The organism is Paractinoplanes ovalisporus, from assembly GCF_016834655.1.
GTDB lineage: Bacteria > Actinomycetota > Actinomycetes > Mycobacteriales > Micromonosporaceae > Actinoplanes > Actinoplanes ovalisporus.
The window spans coordinates 22,916-42,346 of record NZ_JAENHP010000036.1; the positions used below are offsets into that span (position 1 = coordinate 22,916).

Below are 19,431 nucleotides of genomic sequence, written 5' to 3' on the forward strand. Positions count from 1 at the left end.
AACTCAAAAAGCGACCAGCCCCCGCCTGTGGACAGCCCAGGCAAATCCCAGCTTGCCCGCGTAGTGTCGTGGGTAGGGTCGGGGGAACCCCCGGTCGGGTGGGCCCCCGTTTGAGAGAGATCAACTAGGTCGGCTGGTCGGCTGGTCGGCTCGAGCCCACTGGTCGCGGTCCCCGCCCTTGTACGAATACACCCCGGGGAACATGCGCATCAACTAGGTTGCTGGTCGGCTCTCAGTTCCACAGTGGCGGGCACGCCACCCAGCGAGCACACGTCGCGGGCATCGACGACCCGGGACAGCGGCTGTGAACCCTCGTCACCCGCCCGCCGCACATGGAGCCGCGCCACCAACAACGCACTGGGGTGCCGACGAGCACAGCGCGAGACCGACGCCGCACTCTGAGAAGCGCGGGACGCACGACGCATGCTTCCGCACCCACGAGGGCCTGTCTGGTGCGCATGCGGTAGAACCACTCCCATGCGTACGCTCCATGTCGTCACCCACCCCGAGGCCACGCATCACGTCGACGGGCTGGTCGGGGGCTGGTTCGACTCCGACCTCACACCGGGCGGACTTGCGCACGCCACGCGGATCGCCGATGTCCTCGCATCACGAACGTCGGGCGTGCCGGGCACCTCGGCGGTTTCGGGCACCTCGGGGGCTTCGGCGGCCTCGGGGGTCGAGGTCTGGTCGTCCGATCTGCTGCGCACCCGCCGTACGGCCGAAGTGATCGCTCCACGTCTCGGCGTCCCGGTCGTCTTCGACGAGGGGCTGCGTGAGAAGTCGTACGGGGAAGCCGGCGGCCGACCGCAGTCCTGGCTGGACGCCCGTTTTGTGCCGCCGCCGCGCGAGGGTGAACGCATGCGCCACGACGAGGGCATCCCCGGCGCCGAGACCAAGTGGGATCTGGCGGTACGCGTGTACGCCGCGACCGCCCGCATCCTGAAGTCCGACGCGACCCATCAGGTGATCGTCACGCACGGCATGGCCGCCACGTTCGTGCTGGCGGCCTGGATCGAGATGCCGATCGAGGCGGCGGGCCGGGTCGCGTTCCGCTTCACGGCCGGCGGCGTCACGACGCTGCACGAGGACGACTACTTCCACAACCATGCCGTCGTACGCCTCAACGAACAGATCTAGGACGGCCTGGCGCCGCGACCGCCCCGCGACCACAACCAGGAAGGCTAGACGGCCTTCTCCATGACCCGGGTCGGGCGGCCCTTGGCGAGGTCGGGGCGCAGGTCGATCTGGCGGTAACCGAGCGCCTGCCAGAACAGGAGAGCGGGCTCGTTCGACGTGAGAACACCGAGGCGGAGCGCGGTGGCGCCCATGCGGTGGAACCGTTCCTCGATCGCGGTGACGATCGCCCGGCCGTGGCCCTGACGGCTCTGCCGGCTGTCCACAATCAGCAGCCCGATCCACGGGTGGCCGTCGATCGGGTGCTGGAGCAGCAGTTCGGCGAACCCGACGATCACGCCGTCCTCGTCACGGGCGACCAGGGTCTCGGAGCCCTCGGCGGTGGCCTCGTCACGGAGGATCGCCTCGACCCCGGCGCGTGTCATCGTGCCGGGGTCGAGGTCACCGCTGACCCGCCAGTAGTCGGCCTGCGAAGCGCAGATCGAATAGAGGCAGTCGAGTTCCGACCCGGCCAGGGTGGCCGCGCTCAGGCTGATCACCCTGGCAGCGTAGGTCAGCGCTTCATCAGAGCAAACACTCCCCAGCCGAGATAGCGCCGCTGATATCGGACATAGTCCAGCGGAGCGGTGTCGAGCTCATCCCGGAAAGCCAGGGCGAGCTCGTCGTCCGGGTTCTCGTCGAGCCACCGGCGGACGGTCAGCCACTGGGCCGCGACGTAGCGGTCCCAGCTGTCCTCGTCGGCCAGCACCATCTCGACCAGGTCCCAGCCGAGCGCACCGAACGACTCCACCAGCCCCGGCAGATCGGAAAAATCATCTTTCTTCTGTACGTGGGAGCCCCGCACCGCCGCTTCGTCGGGTGGGTCCTGGCGCCAGAACGGCTCCCCGATCAGCATCAGCCCACCGGGTCGCAGGCTGCGGTCGAGCAGTTCCACGGTCCCCCGCAGCCCGTCGCCGATCCAGGTGGCCCCGATGCAGGCGACCACATCGACGGGTTCGGCCGCCACAAAGCCGGCCGCGTCGTCGTGGACGAAACTCACCCGCTCTTCGACGCCCAGCTCACGGGCCCGGGATCGGGCCTGCTCAACAAAGACGCGGCTGATGTCGACACCGGTGCCGGCGATGCCGTGGTCCCGGCCCCAGGTGCAAAGCATCTCGCCGCTGCCACTGGCCAGGTCGAGCATCGTCATCCCCGGCCGCAGCCGGAGAACCCGCCCGAGAAGCGCCAGCTTCCCTTCGTCGATCGGGTTGTGGATGCGGTGGTGCTGCTCGCGAACAACAAAACTACGTGGAAGGTCCACTTCGAGGATTCCTAACGTCGGACGAACGATCGGTCAGCTCAAATCCGACACAAACCCTCATACAATGCACCTCCACCAGCCGTTTCGCCCGACCGTAGGCCCACCGGCCGCGCCCCGCCACCGATTTCCGCTCAGCCCGGGATGACCTGGTCAGCCCCGTCGTAGTGCTCCCACCACTCGGCTCGCCGGTGCTTGGTGGTCACGCCGTTGAGGCGCCGGAGCAGAAGGATGTCACCGTTGAAGGAGAAGGCAGCGTCCTCATCGCCGGTGTCCAGCACACGCCGGACGACGGTGAGCATGTTCCGCACCTGCCAGCCGATGTCGTCCGCCCACTTGTCGAAACGGAAGCTGACCGAGGTGAACGGGCTCGGCTCCCACTCCCATGAGCCTTCATCGGAGACGACTTCGACGTAGCGGCTCGCACCCGATCGAACGGTGACAACAAAGCCGTACGTCTCGTTGAGGGCAGCAACCAGGAGCGGCGCCGTCCCGACGGGCCGCTCGTCCAGCACGGGGAAGGCGCGCGCGGCGACCTGCTCGACAGGTGTCCCACCGGCGAGAACCAGCCCGTATTCGATCGCCATCGTGCCTCGCTCTCATTCTGCTGCCGGCGGGAGGTCCAGCTGGATGATTTCGCCGTCGGGCGTGATCGCCTTGGCCTCCTTCAATCCTTCCATCGGCCAGTCTGCGAACTGCCTCCGCAGCGCCGACACGTCGCCCCGCCAATCTTCGAGGTTGATGACCACGCGCTGCGTCTGAAGCTCGTCGATCTTCTCTTGCTGGATGTAGCGCCAGATACCGCGTGGCGTCTTGTCCGGGTTCGTCGGCGAGTAGCAGTCGAAAACTTTGCCTTCGAGCAGATAATCCGGGTTCTTGTTCGGATCCCCATGGTCACCGGTCTCGAGCCGCGCCTGCTCTATCTCGTCGGGCGTGGGGTTCTGCTTGATGCGCCACCCCTGGGCGGCGAGGATCACGGCGGCGGAGTTCTCCATCTCGTTCGACCGTAATGTCGACTCGTCCGGAGTACCCCTCACCACTGCCCTCGGGCCGCCTGGGACGCCTCCCACCGCGCCGGTCGGGTGCGTGATCAGGTTGTCGTGACGTCCGGGTCGCCCGACCTTGAACGCGCCGGCGACCTGCCCCTCGGCCTCGTCCATGGATCCCGGCCCATCGCCGGAGCGCGGCCTCGGTGGACGCCCGCCGGGCGGGCCGGGCGTGTCGCTGCCGCCGCCTGGAGAGTCGGGCGGGTCGTTGCCGCCGCCGTGTGGTCGTCTCGGCATGACGCCGGCACCGCCCCTCGCGCTGAGTCACCCTCCAGTCATTGAAATCGATGGAAGCAAACACAAGTCAGCCGCGGCCGCGGACCACTGCGGGGTTCGAGGTCGGTCGGAGACGGGGATCGCGGCCGGGTTGGGGTGGCACAGCTGGGGATGGCCAGTTCGGCGCATGGGCGGTCGCCGTGGGCTCGGATGATGTCGGCCCCTACCTGGTTGGTCAGGTAGCGCAGGAAGCTCGCCGCCAAGGAGTGGGCGTCGGGGTCGCCGTGGGTATAGCCGAGTTCGGTCTCCCAGAACGGGTAGGTGCCGTGGTCGGCATCCAGGACCGTGGCCGAGCGGTCGGTGGCGGCGCCGAGTTCGCTGTAGCCCAGCGCCCCGGGAGTGTCGGCCACGGTACGCAACACGTCGTCGGTGGAGTTGCGGGCGCACCGCACCACCCCGGCCGGCGAACCCGGGTCGCGATCGTGGCAGTTGTCCGAATTGCTTCCGGGCTCCCGTACGCCGTCGAGAACTCGGCGCCGAAACCGAATCCGGCCGACGCGCAGGCGTCCTGATAGGACCGGGCGGCGTAGGCCCCACCAGCCCTCTTGGTGCCGTCGCTGTCGAGGGCGGCCAGCACCTTGTAGTGGTCGTGCCGGTTCAGCCACGCTCCACCGGAGTTCGATGACCGCCTCCGAAGAAAGGTCTGCACCGATCGTAGGAGCGGCCCCTGAACGGGATCCGAGCTCTCAGTGAAGGTTTCGGACCAGCTCCGGTGAAGGGTTCACATAGGACTTCCCGGGGGCCACCACCGTGGGCACGGTCTCGTTGCCGTCGGCCACCGCCCGTACGGAGGCGGCCGCTTCCGGATCACTCCAGATGTCGACCCAGTGGTAGCGACCGGCCTGACGCGCCAGCGACGTGCGCATCCGCAGGCAGTAGGGGCAACCCGGTCGCCAGTAGATGATCGGACGGCCGTCGGCGGCTTGAGCGGCGCGCGCTTCGGCGTCGGTGACCGAGCGCGGGAAGGCGGGCGGCGAGAACAGCACGGCGAAGAGGGCGCACGCCGCCATGAACAACGTGCCGGCCAGTGTCGAGTTCCTGAGCAGCAGCGCGCCGCCCAGAATGCCCGCCACCAGCAGAACGACCGACGGACGCCAGCGCCTCATAACAACGAGACTAGCCGAGCAGGCGCTGCCGGAGCGCGGCGTCCTTCTCCTCCACCAGCTTCTCGAGACTGGCCTGGAAGTTGGCCATCTTGGCCTGTAGCAGCGGGTTGGAAGCACCGAGAATGCGGACGGCCAGCAAGCCCGCGTTGCGCGCCCCGCCGATCGACACGGTCGCCACCGGCACCCCGGCCGGCATCTGCACGATCGAGAGCAGCGAGTCCATGCCGTCGAGGTGCTTGAGCGGGACCGGCACCCCGATCACCGGCAGCGGGGTCAGCGCGGCCACCATGCCCGGCAGGTGGGCCGCTCCCCCGGCGCCCGCGATGATCGCCTTGAGGCCCCGCTCGGCGGCGGACGACGCGTAGTCGACCATCTTGCCGACCGTACGGTGGGCCGAGACCACGCCCACCTCGAACGGCACCTCGAACTCGGCCAGGGCGACCGCCGCGGCCTCCATCGTGGGCCAGTCCGAATCGCTGCCCATGATGATCCCGACGAGCGGCGCCATCTATCGGCCCTCCTGAAGCCACTGGGCGGCCCGGGCCGCGCGGGCCCGCACCGAGGTCATGTCGTCGCCGAGCACGGTCACGTGACCGATCTTGCGACCGGGCCGGACCAATTTGCCGTAGAGGTGGACGCGGGCGCCTGGGTCTTCGGCGAAGAGGTGGTGCAGCCGCTCGTCGATCGACATGCCGCCGGGCTCGCCGCCCAGCACGTTCGCCATCACGACGGCGGGAGCGGTGAGCGAGGTCTCGCCCATCGGGTAGTCGAGCACGGCCCGCAGGTGCTGCTCGAACTGCGATGTGCGGGCGCCCTCGATTGTCCAGTGGCCGGAGTTGTGCGGCCGCATCGCGAGCTCGTTGACGACGATGCCGCTGTCGGTCTCGAACAGCTCGACCGCCAGCAGGCCGACCACGCCGAGCGCGTTGGCCAGGTCGATCGCCAGCTGCTGAGCCTCGACCGCCAGCGATTCGGGCAGGCCGGGCGCGGGCGCGAGCACCTCGACGCAGATGCCGTCCTTCTGCACCGTCTCGACCACCGGGTAGGCCGCGACCTGCCCGAACGGCGAGCGCGCGACCAGCGCGGCCAGCTCGCGGCGCAGCGGCACCTTCTCCTCGACGATCAGCGGCGTGCCGGTCGCGACCAGCTCCTCCGCTTCCGCCGGAGAGGAAAGCATCCATACGCCGCGACCGTCGTAACCACCGCGGGTGGCTTTCGCGACGACCGGCCAGGAACCGCCGGCGAAGTCCGAGATGTCGGCGGCGGACGAGACGGCGGACCAGCGCGGCACGGGCGCCCCGAGAGCGGCCAGACGCTCCCGCATCATGCCCTTGTCCTGCGCGAACACGAGCGCGGCCGAGCCCGGGAAGATCTTGACGCCCTCGGCCTCGAGCGCCTCGATATGCGAAGTGGGCACGTGCTCGTGGTCGAACGTGACCGCCTCGCACCCCTTCGCGAATTCGCGCAGCGCGGCCAGGTCGGTGTGCGAGCCGATGCGCACGTCGGCCGCGACCAGCGCGGCGCTGTCGTCGGGCGACACACTGAGCACGCGCAGTGACTGGCCGAGGGAAATGGCAGCCTGGTGGGTCATCCGGGCCAGCTGGCCACCGCCCACCATGCCGACTACGGGCAGACCGGTTCGGGTATCCATCGCCCGCTCAGCCTAGCCAAGGGCCGGGTCAGGTCAGGCGGGTGGTCAGCTCTTCGGGGCTGGTCACCGGGCGATCACAGACAAAACCGCGGCACACGTACGCCGTGGGGACGCCACCCTGCAGCGGCCGGTCGGCCAGCAGCGGTACGCCGGGACGGTCGGGCTCACCCGCGACGACCACCGTTCCGGGCGGCGCGTGCCGGTGCGCCGCCGCCAGCAACGGGCCTTCCTGGCCGGCCGGGGCCGCGATGGCGATCTCGTACGGGCCGGTCAGCGCCGCCTCGGCCACCGCCGCCGAGTAACCGGCGTAGCGCGGGTGCTTGCCGATCACCGGCCCGGCCGTGGCCAGCGCCGCGTCGGCCGCCTCGCGGTAGCTGGGTTCGCCGCTGAGCGCCGCGTACGCCACCAGGGCCGCGCAGATCGCCGACAGCCCGGACGGGGTGGCGTTGTCGGTCGGGTCGGCGGGCCGGGTGACCAGGCGCTCGGCGTCGTCGGCGGTGTCGTAGAACCCGCCGTCGCCGGTCGGGAAGTGTTCCAGCGCGGCGTCGAGCAGTTCGCGGGCCCGGTCGAGCCAGACCGCGTCGGCCGTCAGCTGGTGCACGGCCAGGAAGGCCTCGGCCACGCAGCCGTAGTCTTCGAGCACACCGACCGGCTCGCCGACCTGGCCGTCACGCGAGACCCGCCGCAGGCGCCCGTCGACCACGTGCCGGGTCGCCAGCACCTCAGCGATCTCCACCGCCGCCGAAGCGACCGCCGCCCCCGACGAAGCGACCGCCGACGCCGAAGCGTCCGTCGAAGCCGAAGCGACCGCCGCCGACGAGGCGACCGCCGCCGAGGAAGCGCTCGCCGGGGAGGACGCGGCGCCGGTCAGGATGCTGTATTCGGCCAGGGCGGTGACGGCCAGCCCGTTCCACGAGGCCACGACCTTGTCGTCGCGGGCCGGTTGAGGGCGGCCGGCCCGGGCCGACAGCAGGCGGGCCCGCACGTCGTGCCAGCGCGCCACCAGCGAAGGGTCGGCGGCGTCGATGTCGCGGGCCAGCACGAGCACGCTGCTGCCGTGCTCGAACGTGCCCTCGGGCGTGACCCGGAACAGGTCGGCCGCCCACTTGCCGTCCTCCTCGCCCAGCGCCTCGACGAGCTGGGCCGGGGTCCAGGCGTACGTCAGGCCCTCGACCCCGGCCGCGTCGGCGTCGAGCGCGGAGGCCAGCCCACCGGCCGGGGTGCCCAGATCACGCAGCAGGAACTCGGCCGTCTCGTCGGCGATCCGGCGGGCGTACGGGTCGTCGGTCAGCCGCCACAACTGCGTGTAGACCTGCAGCAGCACGGCGTTGTCGTAGAGCATCTTCTCGAAGTGCGGCACCGTCCAGGACGCGTCGACCGAGTAGCGCGCGAACCCGCCCGCCAGCTGGTCGTAGATGCCGCCGCGGCCCATCTTCTCGGCCGCGAACCGCACCGCCTCGAGCGCCTCTTCGCTGCGGGTGCGCTGGTAGTGGCGCAGCAGGAACAGCATCGCCATGTGGGGCGGGAACTTCGGGGCGCCGCCGAAGCCGCCGTTGGTCAGGTCCTGTTCGGCCAGCAGCCCGTTGGCCGCCGCGGCCAGCAGCTCGGAGGAGACCGGCGCCTTGGGCCCGCCGACCAGCTGCGAACCGCCGATCGCCTTCACCACGTTGGCGCCCTGCTCGATGACCTGCTCGCGCTGGTCGCGCCAGGCCGTGGTCACCGAGGTGAGCAGGTTCGCGAAGTTGGGCTTCGGGAAATAGGTGCCACAGAAGAACGGGTCACCCTCGGGCGTGGCGAAGACCGTCATCGGCCAGCCGCCCTGCCCGGTCATGGCCTGGGTCGCGGTCATGTAGACAGCGTCGACGTCGGGCCGTTCCTCCCGGTCGACCTTGATCGGGACGAAGCCCTCGTTCATCAGCTTCGCGATCTGCTCGTCCTCGAAGGACTCGTGCGCCATCACGTGACACCAGTGACAGGCCGCGTAGCCGACCGAGATCAGCACCGGCACGTCGCGGCGTCTGGCCTCGGCGAACGCTTCGTCGGACCATTGCCACCAGTCGACCGGGTTGTCGGCGTGCTGGAGCAGGTAGGGCGAGGTTGCGCCGGCGAGACGGTTGGCCATGTCTCCAGCCTCTCACTCACGGCCGGTCGCGGCGCGCGGCGTGCCGAATGCGGCGACAACGTCACGAAGTTCGTAGTTGACGTAATACCCGTGCCCGTCGAGGAGGCTGCGCATCTCGTCCAGGGCGGCCCGGCCATCCTTTCCCGTACGGATCATGGTGTAGCGCGCCGCCACGGCCGGTGTGCGGCTCTGCCCCGCCGCGCAATGCAGCAACACCTGGTGACCCTCGTCACGCAGGGCCGCCACGGCGCGGGCGGCCTGGTCGAGGGCGAACGCCGTGTTCGCGTTGGCCCCGGGCTGATCGACCAGCCACACCTGCACCTGGTTCTCCACCGGCACCCGGCCGAACTGGGCCCGCCCGACCCGGCACAGCGACACCACCGCCGTCGCCCCGGCCGCCACGGCGTCGGTCACGAGATTGCCCAGGATGACCCCGTCGTCATCGGGATGCGGAGTCATCAGCGCCTGCGGGATCGGCCCCTCCATCCGGTCGCACCCGGGCCAGCCCACCCGGTCGGCCTTCCCGCCGCCGGCGGTCAGCAGGGCGAGCGCGATCAGGTCGGCGGCCCGCTTGCGCTCCCATCCGTGGACGGCCCGCTGCCACTTCAGCGGTGTGGCGGAGGCACCCCACCGGGCGCCCAGCAGCGCCCCCGCGATGGCCGCCACCGTGTCGGTGTCGGTCCCGGCGCCCACCGCCGCATACAGCGCGTCGCGCAGGTGGTCACAGGCGAAACTCCCCGCCGCCGGGTCGTCGGCCGGAACCGGGGTGGGCGAGATCGCCGACCAGGCGGCCTGCAGCGCGGTGACCACGAAGCCGTTGCCGGAGAAATGCGACGGTTCATGCCGTTCGGCGTCGTCGATCGCCGCGACCCACTGCTCGCGGCGCTCGGCCGGGATCAGCTCGAGCCCCTCCCGCAGCCCGTCGAACGTCCCGTCGAGTACGGCCCGCCGCACGGCCGCGCACCACAGCACACACGCGTCGCCGGCCAGCGGGTCGAAGTGGGTCAGATCACTCACGGCCCGAGCCGCCTCGGCCATCGCCTCCGGATCCTCGAGATAGGCCAGGGCGACCACCCCCGTACGCATGAGGGAACCGTTCCCGGCACTCCGGCCGGTCTGCTCGTGCAGCTCACGGGCGGCCTCGCGCATCGCGACACCCAGGCCGTCGATCGGATGATCACGAACCGAGCCGAGCACCTGGCGGGTCTGCACGCCGATGTCGGTGGCCCCGCCGGCCCGCCATCGCACGAAGTTCGCCGCGATGCGGTCGAGCGCCCACGGTTCGCGCAGGTCGGCCCCGGTTGCCGCGACCTCGGCGATGCACACCGCCATCTGGGTGTCGTCGCTGTATTCGCCGGGCGCGTAGTCCCCCAGCCCGCCGCCGCTCATCCGCGGAACCTCGCCGGCCGGCGGCGGAGAGGCGAACTCGTAAGGCACCCCGAGCGCATCTCCGCAGGCCGCCGCCAGCAGCACGCCGGCCACCCGATCCATCTGCACCGCGCTTCGATCCATGCGCGGGATTCTTGCGCGCCGGTACGACAAAAACGGGAAGCTAGACCGCGTCGTCGGCGCGCAGCGGGCGGATGTTGTCGAGGGCCGCCTCGGCCAGCTGGGTCAGGGCACCCACGATGCGGTCGGCCGGCATCGGCTTGCAGAAGTGGTAGCCCTGGGCGGTGGGGCACTTGAGGGCGATCAACGCGGCCCGCTGCTCGGTCGTCTCGACCCCCTCGGCCACCACCCGCACGCCCAGGCGGGCACCGAGCTCGACCGCGCCCCGCACGACCGCCTCGGCCGCCGTCGACTCGATCATGTGGTCGACGAACGAGCGGTCGATCTTGATCTCGTCGACCGGGGCCCGGGTGACGATCGCGAGCGACGAGTAGCCCGTACCGAAGTCGTCGAGCGACAGCTGGATGCCGTGGTCGCGCAGCTCGGCCAGGACCTCGTCGACGATCCGCTCCTCGCTGACCGCGACCGACTCGGTGATCTCGAGGACCAGGTAGGAGGCGGGCGCCCGGTGCCGGCGCAGCGCCTCGGCGACCTGGGCCGGGAAGCCGGGGTCGAGCAGGCTGCGGGCCGACACGTTGACCGAGACCGGCACGTCGACGCCGGCCGCGTGCCAGCTTCCGGCGGCCGACAGGGCCAGGTCGAGCACCCGGGCCGTGAACGCCGTGTGCAGCTCGGCCGAGTGCTCGACGGCCGGGATGAACTCGTTCGGCGAGAGCTGGCCCCGGCGCGGGTGCTTCCAGCGCACCAGCGCCTCGACCCCGGTCGGGGCGGCGGTGACCAGGTCGACCGCGGGCTGCAGGTTGAGCATGATCTGGTCGTCGGTGGCCAGCGCGTCCTGGAGCTCGGCCAGCAGCGCCAGCCCGTCCGTGGTCACCGCGTCCTGGCTGGCGTCGAAGACCGAGACCGACACCTGCTGCCGCTTGGCCTGGTGCAGCGCCAGGGAGGCCCGGCGGACCAGCTCGCCGAGGTCGGCCCGGCCCGCGGGCGTGGCCGCGACACCCACCGCGACCTCGACGGCGAGCCGTACGCCGGAGACCTCCATCGGCCGGATCAGGTGCTCGACGAGCTCGCGGGCGCGGCGCAGGGCCATCGGCAGCGGCGACAACGCCCGGGCGCCCGAGTCGGTGAGGCCGGCGACGACCGGGATCAGCAGGGCGAACTCGTCGTCGCCGGTGCGGGCCACCAGCTCGCCGTCGCGGGCCAGCTCGCTGAGCCGGTCGGCGACCTCGCGCAGCAGCTCGTCGCCGTGCCGGTGGCCGAGGGTGCCGTTGACCTCGCGGAAGTCGTTGATGTCGAGCAGCAGCAGCGCGACCGAGCGGCGCCGGTCGAAGGAGCGCAGCAGCCGGTCGCCCTGGGCCAGCAGGGTGGTGCGGTTGAGCAGGCCGGTGAGCCTGTCCTGGGTGAGGTCGCGGGTGGACTGCTCCTCGAGTTCGGCCACCCGGGCCCGGGTCGCGGCGTCGTGCAGCGCGCCGGCCAGCACGTCGCCGAAGGCTGAGATGGCGGCCTCGTCGCGCGGCGCCGGCAGGGTCGGCTCGGCCAGCCAGACGGTCAGTTCGCCGACCGTCTCACCGGCGACCGCCATCGACCGGGTGATCGCGGGGCCGGGCAGCCCGGCGATCGCGTTGTCCTGGCCCGGGCCGTCCTGGGCGTAGCCGCGTTCGCCGTCCTGGTCGCGCACCTCGATCTCGACGCGGCGGGCGCCGAAGACCTCGAGCGCGGCGCCCAGCCCGGCCCGCACCACCTCGGCCTCGGTGCCGCCGGGCAGGGTCGCGGTGGCCGCCGAGAACGCCTCCCACATGCGACGTTCCTCTTCGGCGCGCAGGTGGAAGCGGTAGGTGCGTTGCAGCAGCCACAGCCCGGGCGCGAACGCGAGCAGCCAGAGCGGGCGGCCGACCAGGGCGTGGACGGCGCCCAGCCCGACCGCCACGTTGCCGACGAACATCGGGACCTTCGCGTACGAGGCCCGGACGAGGATCTGCCGAGCCGGCGCGTCGCGGTGCAACGTGAGGGTCAGCGTCGCCAGCCCGAACGTGACGAGCAGGTAGGTGAGCGCGCCCGCGACCAGAGCGGCCGACATGCGCGGGCTCAGCACGGCGGCGTCGCCGGACACGAGCGTGGTCACCAGCGTGGCGCCGGCCGCACCGAGGCTCTGCGAGGCGGCCAGGTGGGTCATCTCGGCCAGGTTGCGGTGCGAGTCCCACCAGGACAGCAGGGCCCACGCCGCGAACGCCCCGACGAGCGTGGCGGCGGGCAGATAACCGGGCGGCGCCACGACGAAGCCGATGATGAAGGCGGCCTCGCCCCAGCTGACCGACACGAAACCGCGGCCGAGGCGGAAGCGCAGGCGTGCCAGTTGCCCGGCCGCGACGAGGGCGACCACGAGCGCGACGCCGGCCACTGGGGAGAGTGGACGGTCGGCCGGGAGACCGGCGGGCAGCAGCACACCGAGAACGGCGATGAGAACGGCCGCACCGGCCACGGAAAAGGCCAGTGCGCGGACCCCTCGGGAACGGCCGGCGAGCCCCGCCACGTCGATCCAGGAACGACGGACGCGGGCTTCGGCGACCGGCGGGGCGGTCACGAAAAACCTCGCCTGAACAGCGGCACTGGCGGATGCACGTGCATCTGCAGTGGAGAAAAACGCGGGCGGGGAATGGACATTTTCGGCGCCCCCTTCCGCGCAGGGATCAGGGGCGGTTAAGCCCCCGGGCGGAAGGCTAAATCAATACCGATGAACGCAACAGGGCTTGACGCACGACGCGTAGAGGCTTTAAGTCTGACCAATACGGTGAGTGCTGTCGCCCGGCGCGCGCAAACCGCGTGCGACGAGGTCAAACGCGCCGAGTGTCGCCGTCTGCCGACTCGCCGTGACGCTCAGTAGTATCGGCTTTGACCTCGTCGTCCGCACCTCCACCGGGGGTCTCCGATCGATCCGCATCAACGTCTCCCGTAGCCTCACCGGCGCCGGAACGGTCGAGATCGGCGTTCAGCCGAGCGATCTCAGCCTCACGCTGCGTCTGCTTCGCGTCAGGAAAACTGTCGGGAAGCCGACGCAAGCGCTTGTTCATGTTGCGGATCAGCAGAACAGTCGCTATGGACATGAGCACAATGACGAACAGGCCCATCGGGCCGGTCAGGCCGCCCGAGCGCGTGTCGCCGAAGTTGTTGACCGCGACGGAGATGTCCATAGCCCGAGACTATGCCTTCAGTCCTGTTTTGGGTGGCGGGCGGGGTGGTCGGACGGGCCTTCAGTCCTGCTTTGGGTGGCGGGCGGGGTGGTCGGACGGCGTCAGTGGGCGTCGACCGACTCGCGGATGCCCGCGAACAGGTCGGACTCGGGGACGGGGCTGTCGACCAGCGAGCGGGCGAGCTCGAAGTCTTCGGTCGGCCACACCTTCTGCTGGAGCTCCAGCGGGATCTTGAACCAGAAGCCGTCGGGGTCGACCTGGGTGGCGTGGGCCCGCAGCGCCTCGTCCCGCGTCTCGAAGTATTCGCCGCACTCGACGCGCGTGGTGATCTTGTCGCCGCGGTCGTCGCGGTCGGCCCACTTCTCGAGCCATTCCGTGTACGGCGACTCGAGCCCCGCCGCGATCATGCCCTCGTGCAGCGCCAGCATGCGCGCCCGGGTCCAGCCGGAGTTGTAGTAGAGCTTGCTCGGCTGCCACGGCTCGCCCAGCTCGGGGTAGCGCTCCGGGTCACCCGCCGCGTCGAACGCCACCACCGAGATGTTGTGGCACATGATGTGGTCGGGGTGGGGGTAGCCGCCGTTCTCGTCATAGGTCGTCATGACGTGGGGACGGAACTCGCGGATCAGCTTGATCAGCGGGAGGGCGGCGGTCTCGGGGTCTTCCAGGCCGAAGGCACCCTCGGGCAGCGGGGGCAGCGGGTCACCCTCGGGCAGGCCCGAGTCGACGAAGCCGAGCCACGCCTGCTCGACACCGAGGATCTCGCGCGCCCGGTCCATCTCGGCGCGCCGGATCGACGACATGTTCTCCAGGACGTCGGGGCGGTCCATCTTCGGGTTGAGGATGCTGCCACGCTCGCCACCCGTACACGTCGCGACCATCACCCGGACGCCCTCGGCAACATAGCGCGCCATGGTCGCGGCGCCCTTGCTGGACTCGTCGTCGGGGTGTGCGTGCACCGCCATGAGACGCAACTGCTCGGCCACTGAATTCTCCTCGGACCTGTACCCGCGGCAGGCGGGCCGGTGTCGACTGCGAAGATGGACCCTGCCATTCTTGCGGATCCCCCCGACAAGAAACGCACGAGAGGTGCCCAGGTGAGCGAGACGCGCACCACAGACCCGGTCTTCCCGCCGGGACGGTACGGCAAGCGCCGCTCCGGCCGGCGCCGGCCGGTGCTGCCGATCGTGGCGCTCGTGCTCGTGGTCGGGGCCTCGCTGCTGCTCTCGGTCCGGCTGTTCCAGCAGTTCGGCCAGACCGACTACGACCCGCAGATCGTGGGCTGGGACGAACCGTCGGCCACCGTGATGACCATCCAGTTCAAGGTCCGGGTGCCGGCCGGCGGGGCCGCCGAGTGCATCCTGCGCGCCCGCGACTACGACGGGTTCGAGGTCGGGCGGCGTACGGTGGTGGTCCGGGCGGCCGGCGACGCGAAGACGATCGACGCGAACGAGACCGTGCCGACCACGGCCCGCGCCAGCGTCGGCGACGTCGTACGGTGCCAAGCGGCCGCATAGGGCCGCACCCGCGCCCGTTGAAATAGTGCGAGATCGCGCAAACCAGGCGGCGTGCGTACCGCTGGTAAGCTAAGTAATTCGCTCCGTTCAGCATCCCCGCCAGTGGTGCTGAGCGCTTTTCCTTTTGATAAGTCGTCCCCCGTTCAGCAAGGAGATCGACCGTGTCCAGTTCAGAGGCGCCCAAGACCTGGCTATCTCAGGACGCTTACGACCGGCTGCAGGCCGAGCTCGACGAGCTGATCGCCGGTCGCCCCGCGATCGCCGCGGAGATCAACGCGCGTCGCGAGGAGGGTGACCTCCGCGAGAACGGCGGTTACCACGCCGCCCGCGAGGAGCAGAGCCGTCAGGAAGGCCGGATCCTTTACCTGAAGGAGTTCCTGCGCAACGCCGAGGTCGGCGAGGCCCAGACGGCGAACGAGGTGACCCCGGGTTCCGTCGTGACGATCTACTTCGACGACGACCAGAGCGACACCGAGACGTTCCTGCTCGGCTCCCGTGAGATCGCCTCCACCACCGACCTCACGGTCTACAGCCCCGAGTCGGCGCTCGGCACGGCCATCCTCGGCGCGAGCGAGGGCCAGACCGTCACCTACACGGCGCCCAGCGGCTCCGACATCAAGGTGACCGTGGTGAAGTTCGGCCCGTTCGAGGGCTGACCAAGCTTTTTGAAGGCCCGCGGCGAGCGCCGCGGGCCTTCTTTACTTACTGACGAGCCCGGATGAAGCGGCTGGTCCAGACTGACGAGCCCGGAAGAAGCGGCTGGTCCACCCCAGATGGAACAGGCGCTAAGGCGTGGTGTCGGCCAGCAACGACACCCGGTATCCCGAGTCGCGCAGCGTGCTGATCAGCGCCGCCGAGTGGTCGGGCCCCCGGGTCTCGACCGAGAGCGCCACCTCGGCCTCGCCGAAGCTGAGCCGCGGGCTCTGCCGCGAGTGCGACACGTCGACCACGTTCGCCCGCTGCTCGGCGATCTCGCCCAGCAGCCGGGCCAGCTCGCCGGGCCGGTCGGTGCAGCGCACCGCGAGCCGCAGGAACCGGCCGGCCGAGGCCAGACCGTGCTCGATCACGCGCAGCAGCAGCATGGGGTCGATGTTGCCGCCGGAGAGGATCGCCACCACCGGGCCGTCCGGGGGCGGGGTGTAGGCGCCGGTCAGCAGGGCCGCCACGGCCGCTCCCCCGGCCGGCTCGACCACCATCTTGTGCCGTTCGAGCAGCACCAGCAGCGCCGCCGACAGGTCTTCGTCGGTGACCGTCACGACCTCGTCGACCAGCTTGCTGACGTGCGCGAACGGCAGGTCACCGGGTTTGAGCACGGCGATGCCGTCGGCGATGGTGACCCCGCGGTCGAGCTTGACCGGGCTGCCCGCGGCGAGCGAGGGCGGGTAGGCCGCCACGCCCGCGGCCTGCACGCCGATGACCCGGATGTCGGGCCGCAGCGCCTTGGCCGCGACCGCCACGCCCGAGATCAGCCCGCCGCCGCCCACCGCGGTGACGATCGTGGTCGCCTCGGGGCACTGCTCGAGGATCTCCAGGCCCACCGTGCCCTGCCCGGCGATCACGTCGGGGTGGTCGAACGGGTGGATCAGCACGGCCCCGGTCTCGGCGGCGAAGAGGTGGGCCGCCTCCAGCGAGTCGTCCACGGTCGTGCCCGCGTACTCGATCGAGGCGCCGTAGCCCCGGGTCGCGGTGACCTTGGGCAGCGGCGCGCCCTCGGGCATGAAGACGGTGGACCGGGCGCCGAGCAGGCCGGCCGCGAGCGCGACCCCCTGGGCGTGGTTGCCGGCGCTGGCCGCGACCACTCCGCGGGCCCGCTCGGCGGCCGAGAGCCGGGCGATGCGGGTGTACGCGCCGCGGACCTTGTAGGAGCCGGCGCGCTGCTGGTTCTCACACTTGAGCCAGGCCGGGGTGCCGGTGATCTCGGTGAGCGGGCGGGACGGGATCATCGGGGTGGTCTTGACCACGTCGCTCAGCAGCTCACGCGCGGCCCGGATGTCGGCCAGCCCGAGCAGATCGAGCGGGTAGGGGGCGTTCATTGTTTGAATGCTGCCACTCCGGCTCAGCCGAACGCGTAGCGCTGCCAGGGGTTGAGAACTTCGAACTGGCCCGCGACGGCCAGCAGGAGCGTCTCGGAGTCGGGCGGGCCGACGAACTGCACGGCCAGCGGCAGGCCGTCGGGGCGGGTGCCGACCGGCACCGAGATGGCCGGCAGGCCCGCGACGTTCCAGGCCGCCGAGAACGGGGCGTACCGCATGCTGACCGACATGTTGTGCCGCCACGAGCCGGACGCGTGGCCCTCGGCGAGCGGCGGGGCCGAGGCCAGCGCCGGGAGGAGCAGCAGGTCGATCGCGTTGTCCTCGAAGAACCGGATGGACATCTCGCGGAACGCGTCCCGCTGTGACTGCCGGACCAGGCCGGCGCGCAGCGCCCATTTGCCCATGCGGATGTGCTGCCGGGTGCGCGGCTGCAGCTGGGACAGCTGATAGGCCTGGGACTCCCGGTAGGCCGAGGCGAACCAGGTGGCCAGGGTGCCGACGCCGAGCGTCTGGGGGTATTTCGGGTTGGCCGTGACCGTGTCGTGCCCGGCCTGCACCAGCAGTTTGGACGCGGTGGTCACGGCGCCGAGGTTGGGCTCGTCGGCCCGTACGCCGGGAAGGGGTGACCGGGTCGAGACGCCGACCCGCAGCTTGGCCGGCTCGACCAGCTTGATCGGGTCGCGGCCGGCCAGCACCGAGAAGCCGAGGGCGGCGTCCGAGACCGTGGTCGTGAGCACGCCGTTCTCGACCAGGTCGTACCAGTTGGTGATGCCCAGGTCGGCCGGGACGACGCCGCGGCCCGGCTTGAGCCCGACGAGGCCGCAGCACGCGGCCGGGATGCGGATCGAGCCGAGGCCGTCGTTGCACTGGGCGATCGGCACCAGGCCGGAGGCGACTGCGGCCGCCGCGCCCCCGGAGGAGCCGCCCGGCGTGCGGTCGCGGTCCCAGGGGTTGCGGGTCGGCGAGTCGGCCTCGTCGGTGACCGCCCACAGGCCCATCTCGGGCATGCGGGTGATGCCGACGACCACCGCACCGGCCCCGCGCAGCCGACGGACCACCTCGTGGTCCTCCTCGGCCACGGCCGTGCGGGCGGCCGCCGAACCGTTCCAGGTCGGCAGGCCCGCGACCGGCGTGTTCTCCTTCACCGCGACCGGCACCCCGGCCAGCGGCAGGTTGGAGAGGTCTTCCTGGTCGTCGACCTTCTCGGCCTCGGTGATGGCCTCGCCCCCGCGGATCACCCGGAAGGCGTCCAGCGTGGGGTCGGTGATCGAGATCTGTTCCAGATGGTCGGCGACGACCTGGGTGGCGGTGATGTCACCACGCCGCACAGCGCGCGAGATCTGCTTGGCGGTGGCGCCTACCCAGGTCGTCCCGTCCGTCATTTCGTGCTCCGTATGTCAGCCGAGTGCCTGCTCCAGGTCCGCGAGCAGATCGTCAACGGTTTCGATGCCGACAGACAGTCGCACGAGATCGGCGGGGACTTCAAGCGCGGAGCCCGCAGCGGACAGGTGTGTCATCTGCCCGGGGTGCTCGATCAGCGACTCGATGCCGCCCAGCGACTCGGCGAGCACGAAGAGCTTTGTCCGGTTGCAGATATCGACGGCCTTTTCCATGCCACCGGTTGCCCGGAAAGACACCATTCCGCCGAAGCGCTGCATCTGCTTGGCCGCGACCTCGTGGCCCGGGTGTGATTCCAGTCCCGGATAGAGCACCTCGGAGACGGCCTTGTGCTCACGGAGGTAACCGACGATCCGTTCGGCGTTGTCGCAGTGCCTTTCCATCCGTACGCCGAGGGTCTTGACGCCCCGCAGGGTGAGCCACGCGTCGAAGGGCCCGTTGACCGCACCCATCGCGTTCTGGTGGAAGGCGAGCTGGTCGCCGAGGTCGTCGGAGGCCGCGATCAGGGCCCCGCCGACCACATCGGAGTGACCGCCGAGGTATTTCGTGGTCGAGTGCACGACGACGTCGGCGCCCAGGGCCAGCGGCTGCTGCAGGTAGGGCGAGGCGAACGTGTTGTCGACCACGAGCAGCGCGTCGTACTCGTGGGCGAGCCCGGCCAGGGCCGCGATGTCGGCGATGTTGAGCAGCGGGTTGGTCGGCGTCTCGGCCCAGATCATCTTGGTCACGCCCGGGCGGAACGCGGCCCGCACCTGGTCGAGGTCGTCCAGCGGCACGGCCGTCCACGAGAGGCCCCAGTTCTCGGCCACCTTGGCGAAAAGGCGATAGGTTCCCCCGTACGCATCCCCGGGGATCACCACGTGGTCACCCGGACGGCAGACGGCGCGGAGCAGCGTGTCCTCGGCGGCCAGACCGCTCGCGAAGGCCAGGCCGCGGCGGCCGCCCTCGATCGCGGCCAGGCACTCCTGCAGCGCGTCGCGGGTGGGGTTGCCGGAGCGGCTGTATTCGTAACCGAGCCGGGGCGCGCCGACGGCGTCCTGGGCGTACGTGCTCGTCTGGTAGATCGGAGGCACGACCGCGCCGGTCCGGGGGTCCGGATCCTGGCCGGCGTGGATGGCGAGGGTGTCGAACCCGTAGTCGTTAGCCGTCATGCT

The 19,431-nt window shown here is 70.8% G+C and carries 19 protein-coding genes; 3 read left to right on the forward strand and 16 right to left on the reverse strand.

Annotated elements, in window-relative coordinates; all coding sequences use genetic code 11:
- Window positions 1-477 precede the first annotated feature (477 nt).
- Window positions 478-1,140 (forward strand): histidine phosphatase family protein, encoded by a 663-nt coding sequence (locus tag JIG36_RS48935; RefSeq protein ID WP_203383803.1) that lies wholly within the window; start codon window positions 478-480, stop codon window positions 1,138-1,140.
- Between the two features lie 44 nt (window positions 1,141-1,184).
- Here the strand turns inward: JIG36_RS48935 and JIG36_RS48940 are convergent, their stop codons facing one another.
- The 13 genes from JIG36_RS48940 to mca form a co-directional block, all read right to left on the reverse strand.
- Complete coding sequence (locus JIG36_RS48940; protein WP_203383804.1) at window positions 1,185-1,676, reverse strand: GNAT family N-acetyltransferase; 492 nt, start codon at window positions 1,674-1,676, stop codon at window positions 1,185-1,187.
- 14 nt (window positions 1,677-1,690) lie between these two features.
- Entirely contained in the window at window positions 1,691-2,437 is a 747-nt protein-coding gene (locus JIG36_RS48945; protein WP_307873227.1) for an SAM-dependent methyltransferase, read from the reverse strand.
- A 131-nt stretch (window positions 2,438-2,568) separates the two neighbouring features.
- On the reverse strand, window positions 2,569-3,021 hold the full coding sequence (locus JIG36_RS48950) for a SitI3 family protein (protein ID WP_203383805.1): 453 nt from the start codon (window positions 3,019-3,021) through the stop codon (window positions 2,569-2,571).
- 12 nt (window positions 3,022-3,033) lie between these two features.
- On the reverse strand, window positions 3,034-3,429 hold the full coding sequence (locus tag JIG36_RS48955) for a CdiA C-terminal domain-containing protein (RefSeq protein WP_203383860.1): 396 nt from the start codon (window positions 3,427-3,429) through the stop codon (window positions 3,034-3,036).
- Between the two features lie 326 nt (window positions 3,430-3,755).
- Window positions 3,756-4,106, reverse strand: coding sequence for a type 2 periplasmic-binding domain-containing protein (locus tag JIG36_RS48960; protein ID WP_203383806.1), 351 nt, complete (start codon window positions 4,104-4,106; stop codon window positions 3,756-3,758).
- Between the two features lie 336 nt (window positions 4,107-4,442).
- A complete protein-coding gene (locus tag JIG36_RS48965) occupies window positions 4,443-4,862 on the reverse strand; it encodes a glutaredoxin domain-containing protein (protein WP_203383807.1) in 420 nt (139 codons plus the stop codon).
- A 10-nt stretch (window positions 4,863-4,872) separates the two neighbouring features.
- On the reverse strand, window positions 4,873-5,370 hold the full coding sequence (gene purE / locus JIG36_RS48970) for a 5-(carboxyamino)imidazole ribonucleotide mutase (protein WP_203383808.1): 498 nt from the start codon (window positions 5,368-5,370) through the stop codon (window positions 4,873-4,875).
- Entirely contained in the window at window positions 5,371-6,513 is a 1,143-nt protein-coding gene (locus JIG36_RS48975; RefSeq protein WP_203383809.1) for a 5-(carboxyamino)imidazole ribonucleotide synthase, read from the reverse strand.
- A gap of 28 nt (window positions 6,514-6,541) precedes the next feature.
- On the reverse strand, window positions 6,542-8,635 hold the full coding sequence (locus JIG36_RS48980) for a thioredoxin domain-containing protein (protein WP_203383810.1): 2,094 nt from the start codon (window positions 8,633-8,635) through the stop codon (window positions 6,542-6,544).
- Between the two features lie 12 nt (window positions 8,636-8,647).
- A complete protein-coding gene (locus tag JIG36_RS48985; protein ID WP_203383811.1) occupies window positions 8,648-10,147 on the reverse strand; it encodes an ADP-ribosylglycohydrolase family protein in 1,500 nt (499 codons plus the stop codon).
- Between the two features lie 40 nt (window positions 10,148-10,187).
- Entirely contained in the window at window positions 10,188-12,725 is a 2,538-nt protein-coding gene (locus JIG36_RS48990; RefSeq protein WP_307873228.1) for a putative bifunctional diguanylate cyclase/phosphodiesterase, read from the reverse strand.
- 250 nt (window positions 12,726-12,975) lie between these two features.
- Entirely contained in the window at window positions 12,976-13,332 is a 357-nt protein-coding gene (locus JIG36_RS48995) for a hypothetical protein (protein ID WP_203383812.1), read from the reverse strand.
- A 101-nt stretch (window positions 13,333-13,433) separates the two neighbouring features.
- Entirely contained in the window at window positions 13,434-14,315 is an 882-nt protein-coding gene (gene mca / locus JIG36_RS49000) for a mycothiol conjugate amidase Mca (RefSeq protein WP_203383813.1), read from the reverse strand.
- Between the two features lie 111 nt (window positions 14,316-14,426).
- On the opposite strand from mca, the gene JIG36_RS49005 reads away from it, so the two are divergent.
- On the forward strand, window positions 14,427-14,846 hold the full coding sequence (locus JIG36_RS49005) for a DUF4307 domain-containing protein (protein WP_307873229.1): 420 nt from the start codon (window positions 14,427-14,429) through the stop codon (window positions 14,844-14,846).
- 161 nt (window positions 14,847-15,007) lie between these two features.
- Window positions 15,008-15,502 carry a transcription elongation factor GreA gene (greA, locus tag JIG36_RS49010; protein ID WP_203383815.1) on the forward strand — a complete coding sequence of 165 codons (495 nt, stop codon included), beginning with the start codon at window positions 15,008-15,010 and terminating at the stop codon, window positions 15,500-15,502.
- A gap of 129 nt (window positions 15,503-15,631) precedes the next feature.
- Here the strand turns inward: greA and ilvA are convergent, their stop codons facing one another.
- Genes ilvA through JIG36_RS49025 form a run of 3 tightly spaced genes read right to left on the reverse strand, consistent with a single transcriptional unit; the run spans window position 15,632 to window position 19,428 of the window.
- Window positions 15,632-16,879 (reverse strand): threonine ammonia-lyase, encoded by a 1,248-nt coding sequence (ilvA, locus tag JIG36_RS49015; protein ID WP_203383816.1) that lies wholly within the window; start codon window positions 16,877-16,879, stop codon window positions 15,632-15,634.
- Window positions 16,880-16,902: 23 nt separating this feature from the next.
- Window positions 16,903-18,261 (reverse strand): amidase, encoded by a 1,359-nt coding sequence (locus JIG36_RS49020; RefSeq protein WP_203383817.1) that lies wholly within the window; start codon window positions 18,259-18,261, stop codon window positions 16,903-16,905.
- A 15-nt stretch (window positions 18,262-18,276) separates the two neighbouring features.
- Complete coding sequence (locus tag JIG36_RS49025; protein ID WP_203383818.1) at window positions 18,277-19,428, reverse strand: cystathionine gamma-synthase; 1,152 nt, start codon at window positions 19,426-19,428, stop codon at window positions 18,277-18,279.
- Window positions 19,429-19,431 lie beyond the last annotated feature (3 nt).